The sequence below is a fragment of the Streptomyces sp. SGAir0957 genome, from assembly GCF_043523415.1.
Genome location: NZ_CP027293.1, coordinates 1101072 through 1123186, shown reverse-complemented (window position 1 = coordinate 1123186; position 22115 = coordinate 1101072). Strand labels below are relative to the sequence as shown.

Genomic DNA, 22115 nt, shown 5'->3' with positions numbered 1-22115 from the left:
CCTGGAAGCGCTGGTGGTCGCACCAGTGGTATCGGCTCACCACCGAACAGTCAATCATCCCAGGGGCGCCGGAACGCCGCCTGCGACGCGTCACCGGAGTAGACCAATGCACAGGGAGAGGCGGGAAGTTGGGCCGGTGCGTGTCCGGCCCCGGAACGACGAAGATCCGCGGTGCGCCACTCTCTCCGGCGCGCCGCGGAACCACGTCCCCGTCAGCGAGTGCCGACCGCCGCGCGGACCGCTTTGCGGGCCATGTTGCAGTCGTCGTGCAGGCGGCGCAGCAACAACCGCTGCTCCTCGCCGGACGGCGCAGCACCGGGGTGGGCCGGTCCCGGTGCCGCCGGGGTCTGCTCGCGCAGCGAACGCTGCACGGCCGTCTCGTACGTACGGATCTCCCTGGTCAGGATCAGCATCAGATTGACCAGGAACGCATCGCGCGAGGCGGGGCCGCCGGACTGCGCGAGCTGGCTGATCTGCCGGCGCGCCACCGGGGCGTCACCGAGGACCGCCCACAGCGTCGCCAGGTCGTATCCCGGCAGGTACCAGCCCGCGTGCTCCCAGTCCACGAGCACAGGACCGGCGGGCGAGAGCAGGATGTTGGAGAGCAGGGCGTCGCCGTGACAGAACTGGCCCATGCCGCCGCGGCCCGCCGTGTGGGCGATGCCGTGCAGCAGTTTTTGCAGGTCGCCCATGTCACGGTCGGTCAGCAGACCCAGATCGTGGAACTTGTTGATCCGCTCCGCGTAGTCCAGGGGCGCGTCGAACGTGCCCGCCGGGGGCCGCCACTGGTTGAGCCGGCAGATCGCGCCGAGCGTGGCGCGGATGTCCGCCCGGGGCGGAGCCTCGGCCGGGTGGCGCTGCAGGGCCGCCACCCGGCCGGGCATCCGCTCGATCACCAGCGTGCCGTTGTCCGGGTCCGCCGCGATGAGACGCGGCACCCGCACCGGCGGCCGGTGTCGGACGAACGAGCGGTATGCGGCTATTTCGTGCCTGACCCGCGCGGCCCACGCAGGGGAGTGGTCCAGTAAACACTTGGCCACGGCGGTGCTGCGCCCGGTCGTTCCGACGAGCAGGACGGAGCGGGGGCTGCGCCGCAGCACCTGGACCGGATGGAACTCCGGGCAGATCCGGTGCACGGTGGCGATCGCCGTGCGCAACTGGGCGCCCTGGGGGCCGGACAAGTCGAGTCTCCCGCTGAGCGGTGGTGTGCCGAGCCCCGGGGCGCGACGCGGTCGGCCGACGCCACCGAGCGCCGGGCCCGCGGGCCGCGCGGGGTCGAGGTACGGGCCGCTGCCGGGCACCACCGGACGGAGGGGACGGGGCGACCGGGGCGGAGCGGACACGGAGGACGATGCTGCGTACATGGGCGAGACAGATCCCTTCGCGTGCCGACGAGTTGCGTGCGCTGCCCCGGCCCGGCCGACCGGTACACCCTGGGGAATGCCCCTGCGTCGACCGGGTCGGGGTGGCGCATTCCTACCTGACACCCCAGGGGCAGGAGCCCAACAGCTGGCGCACCCTGGCGAACCCTGGCGAATAGTCGCTCAGCAACTGACAGAGGGCTACTGTCGATTGCAGCCGAGAACCTGGGGGCTCACGTGAACGGACAACCCAACACCCGCCTGAGTGACCTGTTCGGCCTGGCCGGCTGGTCCAAGGGCGAACTCGCGCGGCTCGTCAACCGGCAGGCGGCGGCCATGGGCCACCCCCAGCTGGCGACGGACACCTCGCGGGTGCGGCGCTGGATCGACATGGGAGAGATCCCGCGCGATCCCGTACCGCGGGTGCTGGCGGCGCTGTTCACCGAGCGACTCGGCCGTGTCGTGACCATCGAGGATCTCGGTCTCGTCCGACGCGGGCGCGCAGGAAGACGGCAGGGCCCGGAGCAACAGGGCCCCGACGGAGTGCCTTGGGCGCCCGAGCGGACAGCCGCGGTCCTCACCGAATTCACGGGAATGGACCTCATGCTCAACCGACGCGGCTTGGTGGGCGCGGGTGCCGCGCTCGCCGCAGGTTCCGCACTCAGCAGCGCCATGCACGACTGGCTGCACACCGACCCGGTCCTCGCGGCCGACGCCCCTGTCTCCCACGATCCCCTGCACGCCGACCCCGCTGGGTTCGACCGCTACGAGGCCGCCCCCATCGGGTCGCAGGAGATCGAGGAGCTGGAGCGCTCGGTCGAGGTGTTCCGGGCCTGGGACGCATCCCGCGGCGGCGGGTTGCAGCGCAAGGCGGTCGTCGGCCAGCTCAACGAGGTCGGCGGGATGCTCTCCTACCGACACCCTGTCCATCTGCAGCGGCGCCTGTGGGGCGTCGCCGCCAACCTCGCCGTCCTCGCGGGCTGGATGTCCCACGACGTCGGCCTCGAACCCACGGCCCAGAAGTACTTCGTCATCGCCGCGCATGCCGCGCGCGAGGGCGGCGACCGGCCGAGAGCGGGCGAAGCCCTCTCCCGGGCCGCCCGCCAGAAGATCCACCTGGGCGCCCCCGACGAGGCGCTCGACCTGATGAAGCTCGCCAAGTCCGGCTCGGGCGACGAGGTGCTGCCCCGCACCAAGGCCATGCTCTACACGATCGAGGCCTGGGCACAGGCGTCGCTCGGCAAGGGCCAGGCCATGCGCCGCACCCTCGGCGAGGCGGAGGACCTCTTCGTCTCCGACCGGGGCGACGTGGCGCCGCCGACCTGGATGCAGATGTTCGACGAGGCGGACCTGCACGGTATGCAGGCCCTCGCCTACCGCACCCTCGCCGAGCACGAACCGGGCGCCGCGATCATCGCGCAACGCCACGCCAAGGAGGCCCTCGCGCTCCGCGCGGGCGGCCGTGACCGCTCGAAGATCTTCGACCATCTGTCCATGGCGTCGGCCTGCTTCATCGCCGACGACCCCGAACAGGCGGACCGGTACGCGCGCCTCGCCCTGTCGTCGATGGGGTCGAACTCGTCCCATCGCACCTGGGACCGGCTGCGTGAGATGTACCGGCTCACCGGCCAGTTCGCCGGCTATCCGAAGATCGAGGACCTGCGTACGGAGATCAAACTGGCCCTGCCGAAGCCGTCGAAGCCGTCGGTGAGGCGAGCCCGGGCCTGAAGCGTTCTCAGCGGCCGATCCGGGCGACCAGGACGCAGGCGTCGTCCTCACGCTCACCCGTGCCCAGCTCGTCCACGACCACGTCCACGCACGCCTGTGCGCTGGGGGCCGTGGCCAGTTCGGGCGCGAGCGCGAGCAGTCGTTCCGCGGCGATGTCCCCGTTGTGCTGGGGTACGAGTCCGGCGGTGTGCAGGAGCAGGACGTCACCGGGGCGCAGTGTCGCGCCCGCGTGCCCGTAGCGGGCGCCGGAGGCTGCTCCGAGGAGCGCGCCTTCGGGCGGCGTGAGCGCACGCCCCGACCCGTCACGGAAGAGCAGCGGGGCGGGGTGTCCCGCCTGCGCCCACGCCAGTGTGCGGGCCGCCGGGTCGTACCGGCAGCACAGGGCGCTGGCCAGGGAGGGGCCCGGGGAAGCGAGGAGGAGGTGGTTGAGCCGGGCGAGGATCTCGTCCGGGGCGGTGCCGCAGACCGCCATGCCGCGGACCGTGCCGAGCAGCGTCGCCATGCCCGAGGCGGCGGCGACGCCGTGCCCGGAGAGATCGCCGACGGACAACAGGGCCTGCTGGTCCGGTAGTTCGAGGACGTCGTACCAGTCGCCGCCGACGAGGCCGCCGACGGGGGAGGGGAGGTAGCGGGCGGCCACGTCGAGTCCGTGCGGGAGCCGCAGGGAGCCACGCCACGGCGGCAGCACGGCTTCCTGCAGCTCGACCGCGAGCCGGTGCTCGGTCTGCGCGATGTGCCGCTGGCGCTGGAGCGAGTCACGGGTCTCGCTCACCGCGCGCTGGCTGCGGCGCAGTGCGCTGACGTCGCGCACGACCGCCCACATCGAGGCGGTCGAGCCGTCGGCGTCGAGCACGGGCTCGCCCATCATGTGCACCGTGCGCGCGGAACCGTCCGGGCGCACGACGCGGAACTGCCCGTCGATCGACTTGCCGTCGATGAGGCAGTCCGTGACCATCGCGGTCAGTCGCGGCTGGTCGTCGCGGTGCACGAGCGCCGGCAGCTCGTCGAGGGTCAGGGCGGGGGCGGACCGGTCGCGGCCGAGGATTCCGTACAGCTCGTCGGACCAGGTGACCTCGTCGGTCAGCAGGTTCCACTCGGCGCTGCCGACCCGGTCGACCAGGGAGCCGTGCCGCCGCTCGTCGGGGGCGGGCCGGAGCGCGGGGCCCTCGCGCAGCTGGGCCAAGTGCCGGTCCAGATCGCTGAGTTGGTGCACCGCCAGCTCGTACAGGGCGCGCTGCCAGCGGAACTCGGCGTCCGCCTCGCCGTCGACGGGGCCCGGGGTCTCACGGCGCACCGCGTCGACGTCACCGAGCAGCCGACGCGTCTGCGAGATCAGCGCGTCGACCGTGCCACGCTCCGGCGGCTGGCCGGTGGGGCGGTCCGCGAAGACATGGGGAGACATGACGAACTCCGATGCAGGCGCCGAGGGCCACGGCGAACGGGAGGACCGTCTACGACTGTGGCACAGGCCGCGTCGCCCCGTAAGGCATTTCGCCATACACGATGCGGTGGTGCTTCTGGCATATGTCGTTGTCCTTCGGAACGCCCCTCCCGGCCGCCGCAGTCGAACTGACGGCCGGGAGGGGCGTAGGAAGCGGCGTAGACGTGTTCGACCGTGCGCCGAGGCGCGGGAGATCGAACGACGTAGGGAAGGCTACGCCTGCGAAGTCGCCCGGGGAGCCGTGCGGAGCCACACCGCGGTGTCGCTCGGCAAACGGCCGTCCGCGTCGAGGGCGTCGCTCGACAGCAACAGCCGCTCGTACGACGGCAGTTGCACCGGCTCGGCGGCGCCGAGATTCACGACGCAGACAAGGCCGTCCTCGCGGGCGAACGCCAGTGCGCCGTCGGGGGCGGGGAGCCAGGTCAGGTCCAGGCCCCCGAACCCCGGCTCGGCGGCGCGCAGCCGCAGCGCCGCGCGGTACAGCGCCAGCATCGAGGCGGGGTCCGCGTCCTGGTTCTCGACGGAGTACGTGCCCCAGTCGTCCGGCTGCGGCAGCCACGGCTCGCCCGCGTTCCCGAAGCCGCATGACACTCCTCGCGCGGCCCACGGCAGCGGCACCCGGCACCCGTCGCGCCCCGGGTCGACGCCGCCGGAGCGGAAGTGCATCGGGTCCTCGATGCGGTCGCGCGCCACCTCCACCTCGGGCAGGCCCAGCTCCTCACCCTGGTACAGGTATACGGAGCCCGGCAGGGCGAGCGAGAGCAGGGCGGCGGCGCGGGCGCGGCGCAGGCCGCGGCTGAGGTCCGTCGGGGTGCCGAACCGCTTGGCCGCGAAGTCGAAACGGGTGTCCTCGCGGCCGTAGCGGGTGACGGTGCGGGTCACGTCGTGGTTGCACAGGACCCAGGTCGCGGGCGCGCCGACCGGCGCGTGGTAGGCGAGGGTGTTGTCGATGGAGGCCCGCAGCTCGGCCGCGTCCCAGGAGCGGGACATGAAGTCGAAGTTGAAGGCGGTGTGCAGCTCGTCGGGGCGCAGGTAGCGGGCGAACCGCTCGGGGTCGGGCACCCACAGCTCGCCGATCAGGACGCCGTCGTACTCGTCGGCGACGGCGCGCCAGGAGCGGTAGATGTCGTGGAGCTCGTCGCGGTCCACGTACCCGGTCTCGTCGCCGTCGGCGGCGTCGGCGAGGGCCGGGTCCTTGGCGAGGAGGGCGGCGGAGTCGATGCGGACGCCGGCCGCGCCGCGCTGGAACCAGAACCTGAGCACGTCCTCGTGCTCCTGGCGCACGGCCGGGTGCGCCCAGTTGAGGTCCGGCTGCTGGGCGGTGAACAGGTGCAGGTACCACTCGCCGTCGGGCACCCGGGTCCAGGTCTCGCCGGAGAACTGCGAGGGCCAGTTGTTGGGCGGCAGCTCGCCGTTCTCACCGCGGCCCGGCCGGAAGTGGAACAGCTCCCGCTCGGGGCTGCCGGGGCCCGCCGCGAGCGCCGCCCGGAACCAAGGGTGCTGGTCGGAGACGTGGTTGGGCACGATGTCGACGATGGTGCGGATGCCCAGGTCCCGGGCCTCCGCGATCAGCTTCTCGGCCTCGGCGAGGGTGCCGAACGCCGGGTCGATCACACGGTAGTCGGCGACGTCGTAGCCGCCGTCGGCGAGGGGGGAGCGGTACCACGGTGTGAACCAGATGGCGTCGACGCCGAGTTCGGCCAGGTAGGGCAGGCGTGCTCTGACCCCGGCGAGGTCTCCCGTCCCGTCGCCGTCACCGTCGGCGAAGCTGCGGACGTACACCTGATAGATGGCTGCGGAACGCCACCAGTCGTCGGCCACGAGGGGTCCTTTCGGGCAGGGCGGTGCGCGCCGCGCCCCGGTGCGGGGGTACGCGGCGGCACACGACAGAGAGTGGGCAGTGCGGGCGGGCCGGGATCAGCCTTTGAGGCCGCCGGCGGTCAGGCCGCCCATGATGTTGCGCTGGAAGAGCAGGAAGAGGATCAGCGTCGGCACCGAGGCGATGGTGAGGGCGGCGATCAGCTGGTTCTGCGGGACGCCGTTGGACAGCGAGTAGATCCCGACGTTCAGGGTCTGCTTGGCCGGGTCGGGCAGCGTCAGCATCGGCCAGAGGAAGTCCTTCCACACGCCGACCACCGCGAAGATGGAGACGACGCCGAGGATCGGCCGGGAGATCGGCAGCACGATGGAGCGCAGGGTGCGCATGGGGGAGGCGCCGTCGATGGAGGCCGCGTCGAGGAGTTCCTGCGGGATCGAGTCGAAGAACCGCTTGAGCAGGAAGATGTTGAACGCGTTGGTGACGGACGGCAGCCAGATCGCCCACGGGCTGTTGAGGAGGTTCCGCTCGAAGATCGGCACGTCGAGCACGGTCAGGTACTGCGGGACGACGAGGACGGTCGCCGGGATCATCAGCGTCGCCAGCATCATGCCGAGGACGACGTTGCCGAAGACCGGCCGGAGTTTGGAGAGGGAGTACGCGGCGGCGACGTCCAGGACGAGCTGGAAGGCGAGCGCGCCGAACGCGTAGTAGAGGGTGTTGAAGAGGAGCTTGGCCAGGTCCATGACCTGCCAGGCGTCCTTGTAGTTGCCGGGGTGCGAGCTGTGCGGGACAAGGGTCGGCGGGGACTGGACGATCTCCGCGGTGGTCTTGAGGCCGCCGGTGACCATCCAGTACAGCGGGCCGAGGAAGACCAGCGTGAAGAGGCCCATCGTCACGCCGAAGACGGTCCAGTAGAGAATCCTCCCGCGGCGCCGGCCGAGCTGGGCCGGCGAGATCAGGGTGCGGGGGCGCATCGTGTCGGTAGCCATGTCGGTGAGATCCCAACTCCTTCGACGCTCAGTCGTCCTGCGAACGGCTGAGGCGGACGTACACCGCGGAGAAGGCCGCGAGCAGGACGAGCAGGAGGAGGCCGAGGGCCGCCGCGCCGCCGTAGTTGTTGAAGTTGAAGGCGTACTGGTAGATGAGGTAGACGACGGTGGTGGTGGAGCCCTCCGGGCCCGCGCCGTTGGTCAGCAGGAACGGCTCGGTGAAGACCTGCATCGTCGCGATGATCTGCATGAGGAACATCAGCGAGAGGATCAGCCGCGTCTGCGGGATCGTCACGTGCCAGATCTTGCGCCACAGGCCCGCGCCGTCCAGCTCCGCCGCCTCGTACAGCTCGCCGGGGATGCCCTGGAGCGAGGCGAGGTAGATGAGGGTGGCGCCGCCCATGTTCATCCACGTCGCCGCGATGACGACGGAGAGCATCGCGGTGTCGGTGGATTGCAGCCATTGCTGTTCGGGGATGCCGAAGATCCCGAGGATGCGGTTGAAGAGGCCGTAGCCGGGGTCGTAGAAGTACTTGAAGAGCAGGACAGAGGCGACCGGCGGGAGCATCACCGGCAGGTAGACGAGCATCCGCAGATAGCCCTGGCCGTGCCGGAACTCGTTGAGCAGGACCGCCACGAAGAACGGGACGGCGAAGCCGAGGACCAGGGCGAGCGCGGTGTAGAGCAGGGTGTTGCGCCAGGCCTGCCCGAAGGCCGGGTCGTTGAAGACGTACGTGAGGTTGGACCAGCCGGCCCAGGTGGTGCGGCCGTCCTTCGTCTTCTGGAAGGCCAGGACGAACTCCCTGACCATGGGATACCAGGAGAAGAAGGAGAAGCAGAGCACCGCGCCGATCAGGAAGCCGTGAGCGGTCAGATTGCGTCTCACGGCGCGCGCCAGCGAACCGCTCGGGGTGCTGAGTTGGCGCTTGGCGGGCGGTGCGGCCTGCTGGGACTTCGCGGGCAGCGTCGGGGCCGACATGGTCACTCCTCGGATCACAGGTACCGGTGGGGCGAGAGCCTGGTGGTCGGGCTCCTACTGGTTGGCCAGCACCTGGTTGACCTGCTGCTCGGCGGTGGACAGGAGCTTGTCGACGTCGGCGTTCTTGTTGGTGAGGACGCCCGACATGACGTTGTCGAGAACCTTGTAGATCTCCTGCGCCTTCGGCGGCTCGGCCTTGCCGGGCACCGGGTTGTCCATGAACGCCTTGAAGTTCTCGACGGGCATGGTGGCGTTGTCGGTACGGGACTTGAGGTCCTGCGCCTTGATGTCACCGGTGAAGAAGTTGGGCTGCGGCAGGCCGACGGGCAGCTTGTCGGCCTTCGTGCGCTCCCACTGGAACTGGCCCTTGCCGGGGGTGAGCGTCTTGAAGTTCAGCCAGGCGATGGCCGCCTTGATCTTGTCGGGCGACGAGCCCTTCTTGATCATGTAGTCGTTGCCGCCGAACAGCGTCGCCTTGCCGCCGGGGATCGGCCCCATGCCGAAGTTCTCGTACTCGGCGCCGAGCTGCTGGACCATGTACGTCACGTCGTCGGGCGCGGCGAGGAACATGCCGAGCTTGTCGGAGGCGATCTGCTTCTGCAGGTCGCCCCACTTGAGCAGCTGCGTCTTGCCCATGCTGTCATCGGTCCAGCGCATGTCGTGCAGCTGCTGGACGACCTGCTTGCCGGTGGCGTCGTTGAACGCGGCCTTCTTGCCGTCGGCCGTGACCATGTCGCCGCCGAGGCTGTACTGGGCCGCCGCGAAGTGCCAGCCGCCGGTGTTCTCCGCGCTGTACTCGCCGTACCCGGCGATGCCGTTGCCGAGCCCGGCTATCTTCTTGGCCGCGGTGCGGACCTCGTCCCAGGTCGTCGGCGGCTTGTTGGGGTCGAGCCCGGCCTGCTTGAACAGCTTGCGGTTGATGAGCAGGCCCATGGTGTAGTTGCTGGTCGGCAGGCCGTAGAGCTTGCCGTCCTTCTTCAGGGCGTTCATCACGTTCGGGTCGATGGAGTCGATCGCCGGAACGGTCTTGGGGGTGACGTACGCCGTGATGTCCTCGGCGCCGTTGTTGTCCAGGACCTGCTGGAGGTCGGTGAAGTAGGTGTAGAAGACGTCGGGCTGCGACTTCGCCTTGAGGGCGGCGGTGAACCGGGCCGGCTCCTCGCACTGGCCCGCGGTCGACTTACCGTCGATCGTGACGTTCGGGTACTTCTTGTTGAACTCCTCGACGTCCTCCTTCCACTCCTTCAGCTCCGCCGCCTTGTTCTTCGGTGGCATACAGTCGATGGTCAGCGTGACCTTGGTCTTCGGGTCGAGCGGTGCGCTGATGTCGGCCTTCGACCCGGTGCCGCCCGAACCGCCGTCGTCGGAGCTGCTGCTGGTGCCGCAAGCGGCGAGCGAGCCCAGGGCGAGGGCGGTGGCGACGGCGACCGCGGACGTGCGGCGTACTGGACGTGACCAGGTGGTGCTTCTCATCGGTTGAGTCCCCTTCGGGCCTGAGCCTGATGCAGGCAGGAACGTGGAGGCCCACGGCACTGGCTGCACGGGGAGGTGCGTGCCGGGGGCGTGCCACACTCAAGCACCGTCGACGGATCTCCGCAAGATGTCGCGCGTACTCCGCAAAAAATGAACAGGTTGAAGTCAGCCCTCGGTACGCGTCACGGGCCCGCCGTCGTACGGCGGACCCGTGGCGTCCGGTTCTTGCGTCGGGTTGCGCTTGATCGCGCCATCACCCGGCGGGCGGCGGCGCCGTCGACCCCCGCACCACCAGCTCGGGCTCGAAGAGCAGCTCGCCCGCCGGCACGGCGCCGCCCTGGATCTGTGCCACGAGGAGTTCGACCGCGGCACGCCCCATCGCCTCGATCGGCTGGCGCTCCGTCGTCAGCGGCGGCTCCGTGCAGTTCATGAACGCCGAGTCGTCGTAGCCGACCACCGACACGTCCCGCGGCACCGAGAGCCCGGCCCGGCGGGCGGCGCGCACGGCGCCGAGCGCGAGCGGGTCGCTGGCGCAGATGATGCCGGTGATGCCGCGCTCCAGGAGTCGGGTCGTCGCCGCGTGCCCGCCCTCGAGGGAGAACATGGCGCGTTCGATGGCGTCGTCCGGGAGTTTGCCGCCGGTGGCGCGGGCGACGGCGCGGGCCGCGGTGAGCTTGCGGCGCGAGGGCATGTGGTCCTCGGGGCCGAGGACGAGGCCGATCCGCTCGTGGCCGAGCGAGGCCAGATGGCGCCACGCCTGCTCGACGGCGACCGCGTCGTCACAGGCCACCCGCGGGAAGCCGAGCCGCTCGATGGAGGCGTTGACCAGGACCACCGGGACGTTGCGCTCCGCGAGGCGCTGGTAGTGCCCGTGCTCGGCGCCCGCCTGCGCGAACAGACCACCGGCGAACACCACCCCGGAGACCTGCTGCTGGAGGAGCAGCTCCACGTAGTCCGCCTCGGAGACGCCGCCCTTGGTCTGGGTGCACAGGACCGGTGTGAGGCCCTGCTGGGCGAGGGCGCCGCCGATCACTTCCGCGAAGGCGGGGAAGATCGGGTTCTGCAGCTCCGGCAGGACCAGGCCGACCAGACGGGCGCGCTCCCCGCGCAGCTGGGTCGGCCGCTCGTAGCCGAGTACGTCGAGTGCGGTGAGTACCGCTTGTCGCGTGGCCTCCGAGACGCCGGGTTTGTTGTTGAGCACCCGGCTGACCGTGGCCTCACTGACTCCGACCTTCTTCGCCACCTGAGCAAGTCTGCGCGTCATGTGCGCAAGATTAGCGCAAAAGATTGCGGCCAGTTTGCGTGATGGTGACATCCGGTCACGGGTTCGGGCCGTCCCGCACGCCGCCGCCGTGACCACATGTCTCAGTCCGTCGTCAGGGCGAGGACGCCGTACCCGAACCCGTCCGCCTCGACGGCCGCGCCGTCCTCGGACACCCTCACCCCGGACACCTCCACGGGCCGCGCCCCGGCGAGGCGCCCGGGCTCGGCCGCGGCCCAGCTCCGCCGCTCCGCGGCCGGGTTCACCACGACGAGGAACTGCTCCCCGCGCAGGTAGACGAACGGATGCCCCTCGTGCAGCACCTCGACGGGGGAGCGGGCGCCGAGCGCCGGGGTGGTGGTGCGCAGGCGGACGAGCCGGCGCACGAGGTGGAGCAGCGAGCCCTCGTCGGCCCGTTGCGCGGCGACCGACGGACGCCCGGGGTCCGGGTCGAGCGGCAGGTAGAACCGCTCCTCGGGCGCGGTGGAGAACCCCGCCCCCGGCCCGTCGTCCCACTGCATCGGCGTACGGGAACCCGCCCGGTTGTAGTACGGCCCGAGGACGCTGCCCTCGGTGTCGGGCAGGCCCGGCACGTACCGCATCCCGATCTCGTCGCCGTAGTAGATCGCGGGCAGGGTGGGCCAGGTCAGCTGGAAGGCGAACGCCGCCGGGAGCTGCTCGGCCGTGCGCGGGCCGCAGTTGAGGCGGGAGAAGTCGTGGTTGGACGTGGGCAGGGAGACGAAACCGGTGTCGCCGAGCGCGGTGTCCGCCGCGCGCCACGCCTCGACGAACGGGCGGGGCGAGCCGAGCCCCGACGCGTCGAAGAAGCAGTCGAGCGGCGCCCACGCCTCGTTCCGTGTGCCCGCCCCGTTGTTCCACAGCGAGCGCATCGCCAGGCCGTCCGTCGGGCCGCCGAACTGGAGGAAGAAGTCGGCGTGGAACCCGGCCGGCACCGACACCCGCGGATCGCCCCACTCGGAGAGCAGTACGGCGTCGGGGTGGGCCCCATCGAGCCAGTGCCGCAGCTCCGTCCAGATCAGGGCCGTGGCCCGCTTGTCCGGGTCGTCCTTCACCAGGGACGCCGCCATGTCGACCCGGAACCCGGACACCCCGCGCCGCAGCCAGTGGTCCATGACGGCGCGCAGCGCCTCCCGGTTGGCGCGCGGGCCGTCGGCGTCGACCGGGAGGCGCCAGGGCTCGGCCGGGTCCTCGCGCGCGTAGCCGAAGTTGAGGGCGGGCTGCGAGTCGAAGAAGTTCGGCAGGTAGCCGCCGGGCCGGGACCCGGGCGAGCGCACGAAACCGTCGGGGACGCCGTCCGCGCTCCAGATGTAGCGGTGGTCGCCGGGATCGTCCGCGGACGCGCGGAACCACGGGTGCCGGTCGGAGGTGTGCCCGGCGACCAGGTCGAGCAGGACCCGGATGCCGCGCCGCCCGGCGAGGTCCACGAGGGCGGCCAGATCGTCGTCGGTGCCGTAGCGGGGCGCGAGCGTGAAGTAGTCGGCGACGTCGTAGCCCGCGTCGCGGAAGGGGGAGGCGAAGCACGGGTTGATCCAGACCGTGTCGACCCCGAGCCAGGACAGATGGTCGAGCCGCTCGGTGATGCCGCCGAAGTCCCCGATCCCGTCCCCGTTCGAGTCCGCGAACGACTGCGGGTAGATCTGGTAGAACACGGCGTCGGACAGCCAGGCGGGGGCGGGGCGGAACGAAGTCATGGACGCGGGCTGCCTCTCGGTCGGGAAAGGCCGGGCGTCCGCGCCTCACGTGTGCGGGACCACGGCCACCGGACTGGTCACATGGTGCACCACCGAGTGTGCCGTGCGGCCCAGTTCGGCCGCGTCCGCGTCGCGCCCGATCACCGTCAGGCTCGCCCCGGTCGACGCCTTCAGGAGATGGTGGCCCGGCTGCCCGTAGAGGAGGCGCCGCACCACGGGCACCTCCGGATACTTCGCCTGCCACACCTTCAGCGCGCTCGCCAGCGCGGCACGGCGCAGCGACTCCTGGCGCGCCGCGTCACCCGGCTGCGCCGCCGTGCCCGGCGTCCCGGCGCCGAGCGGCGGCAGCGTCCAGGCGTGCAGCGCGTGCAGCTCCGTGCCGCGCAGGGCCGCCGCCTCGAACGCGTAGGACAGCACCTCGTCCGCGGGCCGCGTCACGTCCAGGCCGACGACCACCGGCAGGTACCCGTCCCCGTCCGGCGCCCGCTCGTCCCGCGGGAGCCCGCCCGCCCGTACGAGGACGACCGGCCGGTCCGCGCGCGCCGTCACGGCAAGCGCCACCGGGCCGACGAGGAACCCGGGGTACCCGGTGAAGCCGCGCGAGCCGAGGACGAGCGTCTCGGATTCGGTGACCGCCTCGAGCAGCGCGGTGACCGGCGGCGCGGGACGGCGGCGCGCCACGATCTCCAACGCCGGATGCTGGTAGCCCAGTTGGAGCGCCATCCGGTCGAGCACGCCGCGCCCCGGCAGGTCCACGTCCGGGGGTGGCGGCGCGAGGCGGTCACCGCTGTCGGCGTGCAGCAGCCGCAGCGGCAGGCCGCGTCGCAGGGCCTCGCGGGCCGCCCAGTCGGCGGCGTCCAGACTCTCGCGTGAACCGTCCGTCCCGACGGTCAGGACACGCATATGGACCATGACGGAACCTCCCGAAGGCAGCGGGCATGGAATTCCGGGCTCCGTCGCGGGTTCCACGCAAGAGAGCGGTCACGCGTGCCCGTTCCGGGAACCGGATGCACGGCAAGGCGCGTGCGCCGGGCGCGTTCCGGACCCTGCCACCCCCGTCGTCCGCCCCGGGAGAGGCGGACCGGCCCTGGATCCGGGGTCGTTCGGCCCCTGTCCCGCGCCCGGGGGCGCGCGCGAGCGTGGAGCGAGGAGGCCGCCATGAGCATGCGCAGGCCGAGTCGTCGGGCAGCGCGGGACAACCCGCTGCGCCGCAGGTCGGACGTGTTCGAGGCCTGGGCGGCGCTGCTCCTCGCGGTGTTCGCCGTCCTGGTGGCGCCCGCCGCGGGCGCGGCCGGCGGCTGGGCGGCCCACGAGGACGCCCTGGACCATGCCCGTGCGCAGCAGCAGTCCCGGCAGCCGCAGCGGGCCCGGCTGATCGAGGACGCCCCGGACTACGTCCCCGCCGCCACGGGCGTCCAGACGACGGTCACCTACCCGGTCGCGGTCCGCTGGACCGACGCGGAGGGCCGTACGGTCACCGCCGTCGCCCCTGTCACGGCCGGGCTCGAACGCGGCGACGCCACGACGGTCTGGCTGGACCGGCGCGGTGCGGTCACCGCGGCGCCCTGGGGCGGCGACGACGTCTGGTCGCACACCCTCGCCGCGGGCTTCCTGGTCGCCGCGGCCACCGCGGGCCTCGCCCTCGTCACCCGCCTCGTGCTGCGCGCGGCCCTCGACCGCCGCCGCCTGGCCGCGTGGGAACGGGAGTGGAGCCGGGTGGAGCCGGTCTGGGGGCGGCGGCACGCCTAGACTCTCTCGGGCTCCGCCGTGTCGGGCCACGCCACGTCGTCGACCTGGAGCCACGGGGCCGACGCCACCCCCGCCGGGGTGAGGCCCGTGAAGTCCCGTACCTCGCGGTGCAGATGGGACTGGTCCACGTAGCCGCTGTCCGCCGCGACCGCGGCCGGGGCACGGCCCGCCGCGAGGAGGTGGGCGGCGCGGTCGAAGCGGACGAGACGGGCGGCGCGTTTGGGGGCGATGCCGAGCTGCGCGCCGAAACGTGCCGTCAGGCGTTTGCGGTCCCAGCCGACCTCGTCCGCGAGGCCGTCGACCCGGACCCGGCCCCGGGTGCGGAGCAGGCGGCGCCAGCAGTGGGCGACCTCGGGGTCGACCCGGCGCCGGGCCTGCGGCGGCCGGAGCAACTCCCCGGCGACCGCGAACCGTTCGTCCCAGGACGCCGCGGCGCGCAGCCGCTCCTCGGCCCGCTCCGCCGCACGGCCCCACACGTCGGCGAGCGGCACGATCGCGCCGCTCAGCTCGCCCGGCGCGCCGAGCACCGCCGCCGCCACGGCCGGCTCCAGGCGGATCTGGAGGCAGGCGCCGACCCGGCCGGCCGCCCGCAGTTCGCCCGGCAGGAGCCCGATGACGGCGCTGCCGCGCTCCCGGTGCCCCCGGGCGTCGTAGACGATGCCGTCCCCGTCGCTCAGGTCGAGGAGGAGGGTGACCGACGGGTGCGCGACCATCGCGATGTCCAGCGGCGCGGGCACCCGCTGCCGGAACCCGGCCATGCTGACCCCGGGCAGCCGCTGGGCCGGGCGCGGCACCGCGATGGTCACGGACCCCCAGTCGGGCGGCGCGCTTCCTGTCACCGGCATACGGTCCAGCCTAGGACGCGTCGGCGCCCGACGCCGCGAACGCGAGCAACAGTTCGCCGGTCGCCCCGGGCGCTTCGAGCAGCGGGATGTGACCGACCCCGGGCAGCATCTCGATCCGCGCCCCGGGCACCGCCGCGTACTGGCGCGCCGATCCCGGGTCCCAGCGCGGATCGGCCGCGCCGAAGACGACCAGGACCGGCACACGGCCCGCGAGCGCGGCGAGCCGCTCGGGCACGGTCCGCTCGACGATGTACGCGGTGTTCTCCCGCAGCACCGCGCGGAAGGCGCCGTACGCTATCCCGCGCACCCCGGCGACCAGGTCCTCCGGCACGTCCACCGGGGCCGCCGTCGTCGCCCTGATCCCGCCCCGGATCCACCCGTCCGACCGCAGCGCCCAGAGCAGCCGCCCGAGCGGCGGCCCGAGCAGGAGCCGCAGGAGCGGCGGCTGTGGGGAGAGGGCCGCCATGCCCGGCCCCGTACTGATCAACGTGAGCGAACGCACCAGGTCGGGGCGGAGTTCGGCCAGCGCCGTGGCGACGTACCCGCCGCTGGAGTGGCCGGCCACGGGGACACCGCGCAGCCCGAGCGTGTCGAGGAGCGCCGCCACCCGGCCCGCCTGGGCGGGCACCGCGTAGGACCGCGCGGGCGGGGAGTGCCCGCACCCCGGCAGGTCGACCCGGACGACGTGGTGGCGTCGGGCGAGCGCCGGGACCATCGGGTCCCAGCAGGCGCCCGCGGCGCCCGAACCGTGGATGAGCAGCAGGGGCGGCGCCCCGGGTGAGCCGTCCCGTACGACGTGCATCCCGTGCCGGACTTCGCCGCCGTGTTCCTTCTCGTGGACCGTCATGCGCCCGATGGTGCGCAGGTCCGTACCGCCCCGTCTTGTACGAATGTCGGGCCTGCCGTCCGATCCGACAGGCCCCCTGGCCGGGGCCGTTCGGCCCCTCGCCGAAGGGGGGCGCGGGCGGCGATCGTCGAGGTATCGCACGACGGCGGTCCGGCCAGTGCGACGACCGCCGCCCGGGCAGGACGCCGACCCACGCGGCCCGGGCGGGCGGTTACCGGAGGGAAGTGTTCCCGGCCGTCGTGGCGCGCCCCCGGAAGGAGGCAGCTCATGACCACCATGGCCCCGCGCATGAGCCAGACCCTGCCCGAGGAACACCGCGGCCGGCTGATGCGCATCGCCCGTGAGGTCACCTTCCCGCAGAACGCCAGGCTCTTCGACGAGGGCGCACGCGCGGACCGCTTCTGGATCCTGCGCAGCGGCAGCGTCGCCCTGGACGTGCGGGTGCCGGGCCGGCGGGCCCCGGTCATCGAGTCGCTCGGCCGCGGCGAGCTGATCGGCTGGTCCTGGCTGTTCCCGCCCTACGTGTGGCAGCTCGGGGCGCAGGCCGAGACCCCGGTGCGCGCCGACGAGTTCGACGCGTTCACCGTGCGTCTGATGTGCGCCTCCGACCCGGGGCTGGGCTCGTTCGTCGCCCAGTGGGTCGGCCAGGTCCTCGCCCACCGCCTCAGCGTCACCCGCTCCCGCCTCCTCGACCTCTACGTTCCCGAGATCCCCTACGGGTACGACGCCGCCTGACGGTCCCCGGCGGCAGGGCCGTCCGGAGTCGTTCGGGGCCGTTCGGCCCTGGCGGATCACCCCGGTCGGCCTTCAGGATCTAGGGACACCACAGCCGAGGGGGATCCATGCCCGAGCCATCCGGTTTCTCCGCGGACCGTCCCATCCGGATCCTGCTCCTCGACGACCACGAGGTGGTCCGCCGCGGGCTGCGGGACCTGCTCGGCGCCGAACCCGACATGGAGGTCGTCGGGGAGGCCGCCACCGCCGCACAGGCCCTCGTCAGGGGGCCCGCGCTCCGCCCGGACGTCGCCGTGCTCGACGTCCGCCTCCCGGACGGGGACGGCATCACCGTCTGCCGTGAACTGCGCGGCCTGCTGCCCGGGTTGAGCTGTCTGATGCTGACCTCGTTCGACGACGACGACGCGCTGCTCGACGCCATCATGGCGGGCGCGGCCGGGTATGTGCTGAAGCAGATCAAGGGCTCCGATCTGGTCTCCGCCGTACGGACCGTCGCCTCCGGGCAGTCCATGCTCGACCCGGCGACGACGGCCCGGCTGATGCGCAGCCTGCGCGGACCCGAGTCCTACGACGCGGGGCAGGGCGGCGTGGACGCCTCGGCGGACCACCGGATCGCCGATCTCACCGAGCGGGAGCGGGACATCCTCGCGCTCGTGGGGGAGGGGCTCACCAACCGGCAGATCGGCCTGCGCCTCTTCCTGTCCGAGAAGACCGTGAAGAACAACATCTCGCGGCTCCTCGCCAAACTCGGCGTGGAGCGGCGCATCCAGGCGGCGGTGATGGCCAGCAGGCTGCCCCCGCGCCCGCAGTGACACCCGGCAGGCCTTGGCGGTCAGCCTTCCTTGCGCAGCGGCACGTACCACTCCAGACGGGTGCCGTTGCCCTCCGGCCGGGCGAGGGTCAGCGTGCCGCCTCGGCCACGGGCGCGCGCCGCCATGTTGGCCAGGCCGCTGCGGTGCTCGTCCGCCACGTCCGGGACGCCGACGCCGTCGTCCTCCACGATCAGGGTGAGGGCCCGGCCGCGGACGAGGAGCGCCACCTCCGCCTTGGAGGCGCGCGCGTGCCGTGCCACGTTCGTCAGCGCCTCGCCGAGCACCGCCACCGCGTCGTCGGCGATGGCCGTGGGCACGTCCACGTCGATCAGGCCCTCCATGCGCAGGGCCGGGGTGAAGCCGAGGACCCGCGCCGCGTCCTCGACGGCCCGCACCGTCCGGATCCGCAGACCGGTCCCCGACGGCGGGGTCTCCTGTTCGCGCAGGCCGAAGATGGTGGAACGGATGATCTTGATGGTGGTGTCGAGATCGTCCACCGCCCGCATCAGGCGCTCGGCGGCCTCCGGGTGCTGCACGAACCGCTGCGCGCTCTGCAGCGTCATCCCGGTCGCGAACAGCCGCTGGATCGCCAGGTCGTGCAGGTCCCGGGCGATCCGGTCACGGTCCTCCAGGAGGCTCATCTGCTCCGCGTCGCGGCGGCGCTCCGCCAGCTCCAGGGCGAGCGCGGCCTGCCCGGCGAAGCCGACCAGCGGCACGAGTTCGGCGGCCGAGAAGCGCTGCCGCTCCGCCCGGCGGGCGAGCGTCAGGACCCCGCGCACCGTCTCGGGCGTGCCGATCGGGACGGCGACGGCGGGGCCGAGCCCGTCCCAGCGGCCCGGCTGGTAGGTGATCCGCGGGTCCTTGCGCACGTCGTCCGAGGTGACCAGTTCGCCGGCGGCGAGGGCGGCGCCCGCGAAGGTGCCCTTGCGGGGCACCGTCACGTCGTGGTGCGGCTCGGAGTGCTCGCCGAGGGCGAGCGTCTCGTGCAGGTTCTCGGTGCCGGGGATGACGAGCGCCACCATGCCGAGGTCGGCGGCCGCGATCTCGCGCGCCCGCTCCACCATGAGCCGCAGGACCGGTATCTCCGCCGCGCCCGACAGCAGGCTCCCGGTGAACTCGGCGCTCAACGACAGCCAGCGCTCGCGCAGTTGCACCTCCTCGTACAGGCGGGCGTTCTCGATCGCGACGCCCGCGGCGGCGCCGAGGGTCTGCAGCACCGCCACGTCCTCGTCGTCGAAGTCCATGCCGCCGCGCTTCTGCGTGAGGTACAAATTGCCGAACACGTCGTCGCGGACCCGGATGGGGACGCCGACGAAGGTGTGCATCGGCGGATGGTGCGGCGGGAACCCCGAGGACGCCGGGTGGTCGGCCAGCTCGGGCAGGCGCAGCGGCTCGGGGTGGCGGATCAGTTCGCCGAGCAGGCCGTGCCCGGAGGGCAGGTCGCCGATCCTGGCCTGCAACTCCGCGTCGATGCCGACCGGCAGGAACTGCGACAGCTTGAGCCGGTCCTCGCCGATCACGCCGAGGGCGCCGTACTCCGCGTCGACGAGCACCACCGCCGCCTCGACGATGCGCCGCAGCACCTGCGAGAGGTTCAGCTCCTGGCCGACCGACAGGACCGCTTCCAGGAGGCCCTGGAGGCGGTCGCGGGTGCCGCGCACGGCATCGATGCGGACCTGGAGTTCTTCGAGCAGTTCGTCGAGCCGCAGCCTCGGCAGCGGCCCGGGCCCCCGTGCAGCTTCGTCGCCCATCCGGCCTCCGCGGGACCTCGGGTGCATGTCCCTTGGTCTCACCGTAGCGGCTGCGGCCTCCGCCATGACCTGGTTCGTCACACCTGGGACGGCGGAATGACGGCGTCCGGCGCCCCGGGCGCGCGCAGCGCCGCGATCTGGGCACGGGAGGTGAAACCGAGCTTGGTGAGGATGTGCTCCACATGGGAATCGACGGTCCGTTTCGAGACCGCCAGCTCGGCGGCGACCTCCCGGTTCGTCAGGCCGTCACCGACGAGGGCGGACACCTGCCGCTCCCGGGGCGTGAGCGCGTCGGCGGGGCCGCAGGCCGGGGAGCCCGCGGCCGTGGCGGCCCCCGGCCCGACGGTGAGCGCCAGCTCCACCACCGCGTCCAGCGGCAGCAGACCGCCCTCGGCGAAGGCGTCGCGGCAGCCCTCGTCGCCCAGCGCGGAGCGGGCCTGCGCGGCCGCCTCCGCGTGCAGTTCGTGCAGCACCGGGATGCCGAACCGCGCCTCCTTCGCCGACCGCCGCCACAACGCGTCCGCCGCGCCCTGGAGCGCGGCGACCCGGTCGAAGCGGCGCACCCGCGCCGCGTACCAGGCGAGCCCCTCCAGGCAGTGCGCGATGCCCATCAGGTCGTGCAGCACCGCCTTGCTGCGCAGTCCCTCCCGCGAGCAGGCGACGGCCTCCTCGTGGTCGCCGCGCAGCCACAGGCCGACGCTCTTGACCCACAGCGCCCAGCCGCGCGCCCACTGCTCGCCGGGGTGCGCGGCGCTGCGCGCGAGCGAGTCGTCACACCAGGCGATGCCCCGCTCGTGGTCGCCGGAGAGGACGAGCATGAAGCCGCCGTAGAAGCCGATCATCATCAGGCCGGTGTCGTCGCCGAGCGCGGCCATGCGCTCGCGCGCCTCGCCGAAGTCCTCGACGCAGCCGTCCATGAGGCCGGAGAAGTAGCGGCGGTGCGCCTGGAACGAGAGCGTCCACGCCGCGCCGGCCTGGTCGTCGATGCGCTCGGCGATCGCCTCGGCCTCCTTCAGCAGCTCCTCGTTGCCGCCTCGTTCGCCCTGGAGGTCCATGTACCAGCTGCTCAGCCAGAGCGCCTTGACGCGTACGGGCGTCTCGTCGCGGCATCCGTCCAGGGTGCGGCGCAGCCAGTAACGGCCCTCGGTCAGCAGGCCCGTGGTGTGCCAGTAGCCCCACAGGGCCGTCGCCATCCGCAGCCCCTGCCCGTGCAGCCGGGGCGAGGACACGCAGTGCTCCAGGGCGGCCCGGACGTCGGCCCGGTCGCGCGCCAGGGCCCGGAGCAGCGGGACCTGCGCGTCGCCCGTCCACTCCTCGTCGAAGGAGCGGGCCGCCTCCGCGAAGTAGGCGAGGTGGCGTCGCCGGACCGTTTCCTCCCCGCCGAGGGCCGACAGCCGCTCGGCGCCGAATTCGCGGATCGTGTCGAGGAGGCGGTAGCGGGTGCCCTCGGGCGTCTCCACGCGGATCACGACGGACTTCTCGACCAGGCCGATGAGCGCGATCAGCACCTCCTCCACGGGCAGCGCGACGCCGGGCACGGGGCCCGCGCGCTCGACCGGGTCGGCGCACACCGCCTCCGCCGCCTGGAGGCTGAACTCGCCCGCGAACACGGAGACGCGGGCCCACAGCAGCCGCTCCGGCGCGGTCGACAGGTCGTGGCTCCAGCCGATCGCGGTCCGCAGCGTCTGGTGGCGCGGTACCGAGGTGCGCCGCCCGCCCGTCAGGAGGCGGAAGCGGTCGTCGAGCCGGGCGAGCACCTCGCCGAGGGAGAGCGCCCGCAGCCGGGACACCGCCAGCTCGATGGCGAGGGGGATGCCGTCGAGGCGGCGGCACAGGGCCAGCGCGTCGGCCCGGTTGCCCTCGTCGACGGTGAAGCCGGGCACGGCCGCCGACGCCCGGTCCGCGAACAGGTCGAGGGCCTCGCTCGCCCGCCCGGGACCCGCGGCGTCCGCCTCGGGCACGCTCAGCGGCCCGAGGGCGAGGACGTGCTCGCCGGCCACGTCGAGCGGCTGCCTGCTGGTCGCCAGAACGCGCAACCCCGGTGCGGCGCGCAGGAGTTCGTCGCAGAGCAGCGCACACGCGTCGACCAGGTGCTCACACGTGTCGAGCAGCAACAGCAGCTCCCGCTCCGCCAGATACTCCGCGATCACCTCGATCGGCGGGCGGGCCGTCTGCTCGGGCAGGTCCAGCGCCGCGGCGACGGTGTTCGCGAGCAGCGCGGGGTCGCTCAGCGCGGACAGCTCCACCAGCTGCACCCCGGAGGGGAAGGTGGGGCGCAGTTCGTACGCGGCGCGCACCGCGGTCCGGGTCTTGCCGACCCCGCCGGGCCCCGTCACCGTCACCAGGCGGGCCCGCCCGAGAACGTCGCCCAGCCGCGCCAGTTCGCGTCGCCGTCCGACGAAACTGGTGGTCTCCGCGGGCAGTTCGCCCCACGTGCTCCGGCCCGGGCTGCGGTTCATGTGCGGTCTCACTTCGTGCGGTGCGATCGGCGCCGGAACGGGACGACGCGTCTTGTCCCGCCACGGTAGAGGCGTTCCGCCCCGCATCCGACGGCTTCACCGGATCACCCCGCACGAGAGCGGCGGAGGTGGGACACTGCTCTCCCGCGGTCGG

17 protein-coding genes are annotated in these 22115 nt (G+C 72.7%); 4 read left to right on the top strand and 13 right to left on the bottom strand.

All coding sequences use genetic code 11. The annotated features are described in order from the left end of the window. Positions 1 to 212: 212 nt before the first annotated feature. The gene (locus C1N81_RS10325) at positions 213 to 1364 is read right to left on the bottom strand and encodes an aminoglycoside phosphotransferase family protein (RefSeq protein WP_394428467.1); all 1152 of its coding nucleotides are present in this window, start codon (positions 1362 to 1364) and stop codon (positions 213 to 215) included. Between the two features lie 234 nt (positions 1365 to 1598). Here C1N81_RS10325 and C1N81_RS10320 point away from each other — a divergent pair, with 234 nt between their 5' ends. Continuing rightward, positions 1599 to 3089: a DNA-binding protein NsdB gene (locus tag C1N81_RS10320; RefSeq protein ID WP_394428466.1), complete on the top strand. Its 1491-nt coding sequence runs from the start codon at positions 1599 to 1601 to the stop codon at positions 3087 to 3089. A gap of 7 nt (positions 3090 to 3096) precedes the next feature. Here C1N81_RS10320 and C1N81_RS10315 read toward each other — a convergent pair whose 3' ends face one another. The 8 genes from C1N81_RS10315 to C1N81_RS10280 form a co-directional block, all read right to left on the bottom strand. Next, positions 3097 to 4491, bottom strand: coding sequence for a PP2C family protein-serine/threonine phosphatase (locus C1N81_RS10315; protein WP_394428465.1), 1395 nt, complete (start codon positions 4489 to 4491; stop codon positions 3097 to 3099). A gap of 252 nt (positions 4492 to 4743) precedes the next feature. Further along, positions 4744 to 6351, bottom strand: a complete 1608-nt coding sequence (locus C1N81_RS10310) for a glycoside hydrolase family 13 protein (protein ID WP_394428464.1) — start codon at positions 6349 to 6351, stop codon at positions 4744 to 4746. 96 nt (positions 6352 to 6447) lie between these two features. Then, positions 6448 to 7323, bottom strand: coding sequence for a carbohydrate ABC transporter permease (locus tag C1N81_RS10305; RefSeq protein WP_394437842.1), 876 nt, complete (start codon positions 7321 to 7323; stop codon positions 6448 to 6450). Positions 7324 to 7366: 43 nt separating this feature from the next. Continuing rightward, a complete protein-coding gene (locus C1N81_RS10300) occupies positions 7367 to 8317 on the bottom strand; it encodes a carbohydrate ABC transporter permease (RefSeq protein ID WP_394428463.1) in 951 nt (316 codons plus the stop codon). A gap of 54 nt (positions 8318 to 8371) precedes the next feature. Beyond that, a complete protein-coding gene (locus C1N81_RS10295) occupies positions 8372 to 9790 on the bottom strand; it encodes an extracellular solute-binding protein (protein WP_394428462.1) in 1419 nt (472 codons plus the stop codon). Positions 9791 to 10043: 253 nt separating this feature from the next. Beyond that, positions 10044 to 11054 carry a LacI family DNA-binding transcriptional regulator gene (locus C1N81_RS10290; RefSeq protein ID WP_394428461.1) on the bottom strand — a complete coding sequence of 337 codons (1011 nt, stop codon included), beginning with the start codon at positions 11052 to 11054 and terminating at the stop codon, positions 10044 to 10046. 101 nt (positions 11055 to 11155) lie between these two features. After that, positions 11156 to 12763: an alpha-amylase family glycosyl hydrolase gene (locus tag C1N81_RS10285; RefSeq protein ID WP_394428460.1), complete on the bottom strand. Its 1608-nt coding sequence runs from the start codon at positions 12761 to 12763 to the stop codon at positions 11156 to 11158. A 45-nt stretch (positions 12764 to 12808) separates the two neighbouring features. After that, complete coding sequence (locus C1N81_RS10280; RefSeq protein WP_394428459.1) at positions 12809 to 13675, bottom strand: universal stress protein; 867 nt, start codon at positions 13673 to 13675, stop codon at positions 12809 to 12811. A gap of 246 nt (positions 13676 to 13921) precedes the next feature. Here C1N81_RS10280 and C1N81_RS10275 point away from each other — a divergent pair, with 246 nt between their 5' ends. Then, complete coding sequence (locus C1N81_RS10275) at positions 13922 to 14512, top strand: Rv1733c family protein (RefSeq protein WP_394428458.1); 591 nt, start codon at positions 13922 to 13924, stop codon at positions 14510 to 14512. Here C1N81_RS10275 and C1N81_RS10270 read toward each other — a convergent pair. Then, the gene (locus C1N81_RS10270) at positions 14509 to 15357 is read right to left on the bottom strand and encodes a helix-turn-helix domain-containing protein (RefSeq protein ID WP_394428457.1); all 849 of its coding nucleotides are present in this window, start codon (positions 15355 to 15357) and stop codon (positions 14509 to 14511) included. The genes C1N81_RS10275 and C1N81_RS10270 overlap by 4 nt on opposite strands. A gap of 10 nt (positions 15358 to 15367) precedes the next feature. Beyond that, complete coding sequence (locus C1N81_RS10265; protein ID WP_394428456.1) at positions 15368 to 16204, bottom strand: alpha/beta fold hydrolase; 837 nt, start codon at positions 16202 to 16204, stop codon at positions 15368 to 15370. A gap of 267 nt (positions 16205 to 16471) precedes the next feature. Between C1N81_RS10265 and C1N81_RS10260 the strand changes: the two genes are divergently transcribed. Then, positions 16472 to 16939, top strand: coding sequence for a Crp/Fnr family transcriptional regulator (locus tag C1N81_RS10260; RefSeq protein WP_394428455.1), 468 nt, complete (start codon positions 16472 to 16474; stop codon positions 16937 to 16939). A 107-nt stretch (positions 16940 to 17046) separates the two neighbouring features. Then, entirely contained in the window at positions 17047 to 17751 is a 705-nt protein-coding gene (locus C1N81_RS10255; protein WP_394428454.1) for a response regulator, read from the top strand. Positions 17752 to 17771: 20 nt separating this feature from the next. On the opposite strand, the gene C1N81_RS10250 is transcribed toward C1N81_RS10255, so the two are convergent. Next, positions 17772 to 19502, bottom strand: coding sequence for a sensor histidine kinase (locus tag C1N81_RS10250; protein ID WP_394428453.1), 1731 nt, complete (start codon positions 19500 to 19502; stop codon positions 17772 to 17774). A 77-nt stretch (positions 19503 to 19579) separates the two neighbouring features. Next, positions 19580 to 21961: an ATP-binding protein gene (locus C1N81_RS10245; RefSeq protein ID WP_394428452.1), complete on the bottom strand. Its 2382-nt coding sequence runs from the start codon at positions 21959 to 21961 to the stop codon at positions 19580 to 19582. Between the last annotated feature and the right edge of the window lie 154 nt (positions 21962 to 22115).

What these genes read in the sequence shown, in the direction of transcription:
- C1N81_RS10325 (WP_394428467.1), bottom strand. Translation starts at nt 1,364, where the DNA reads ATGTACGCAGCATCGTCCTCCGTGTCCGCTCCGCCCCGGTCGCCCCGT.
- C1N81_RS10315 (WP_394428465.1), bottom strand. Translation starts at nt 4,491, where the DNA reads ATGTCTCCCCATGTCTTCGCGGACCGCCCCACCGGCCAGCCGCCGGAG.
- C1N81_RS10305 (WP_394437842.1), bottom strand. Translation starts at nt 7,323, where the DNA reads ATGCGCCCCCGCACCCTGATCTCGCCGGCCCAGCTCGGCCGGCGCCGC.
- C1N81_RS10300 (WP_394428463.1), bottom strand. Translation starts at nt 8,317, where the DNA reads ATGTCGGCCCCGACGCTGCCCGCGAAGTCCCAGCAGGCCGCACCGCCC.
- C1N81_RS10295 (WP_394428462.1), bottom strand. Translation starts at nt 9,790, where the DNA reads ATGAGAAGCACCACCTGGTCACGTCCAGTACGCCGCACGTCCGCGGTC.
- C1N81_RS10290 (WP_394428461.1), bottom strand. Translation starts at nt 11,054, where the DNA reads ATGACGCGCAGACTTGCTCAGGTGGCGAAGAAGGTCGGAGTCAGTGAG.
- C1N81_RS10285 (WP_394428460.1), bottom strand. Translation starts at nt 12,763, where the DNA reads ATGACTTCGTTCCGCCCCGCCCCCGCCTGGCTGTCCGACGCCGTGTTC.
- C1N81_RS10280 (WP_394428459.1), bottom strand. Translation starts at nt 13,675, where the DNA reads ATGGTCCATATGCGTGTCCTGACCGTCGGGACGGACGGTTCACGCGAG.
- C1N81_RS10275 (WP_394428458.1), top strand. Translation starts at nt 13,922, where the DNA reads ATGAGCATGCGCAGGCCGAGTCGTCGGGCAGCGCGGGACAACCCGCTG.
- C1N81_RS10270 (WP_394428457.1), bottom strand. Translation starts at nt 15,357, where the DNA reads ATGCCGGTGACAGGAAGCGCGCCGCCCGACTGGGGGTCCGTGACCATC.
- C1N81_RS10265 (WP_394428456.1), bottom strand. Translation starts at nt 16,204, where the DNA reads ATGACGGTCCACGAGAAGGAACACGGCGGCGAAGTCCGGCACGGGATG.
- C1N81_RS10260 (WP_394428455.1), top strand. Translation starts at nt 16,472, where the DNA reads ATGACCACCATGGCCCCGCGCATGAGCCAGACCCTGCCCGAGGAACAC.
- C1N81_RS10255 (WP_394428454.1), top strand. Translation starts at nt 17,047, where the DNA reads ATGCCCGAGCCATCCGGTTTCTCCGCGGACCGTCCCATCCGGATCCTG.
- C1N81_RS10250 (WP_394428453.1), bottom strand. Translation starts at nt 19,502, where the DNA reads ATGGGCGACGAAGCTGCACGGGGGCCCGGGCCGCTGCCGAGGCTGCGG.
- C1N81_RS10245 (WP_394428452.1), bottom strand. Translation starts at nt 21,961, where the DNA reads ATGAACCGCAGCCCGGGCCGGAGCACGTGGGGCGAACTGCCCGCGGAG.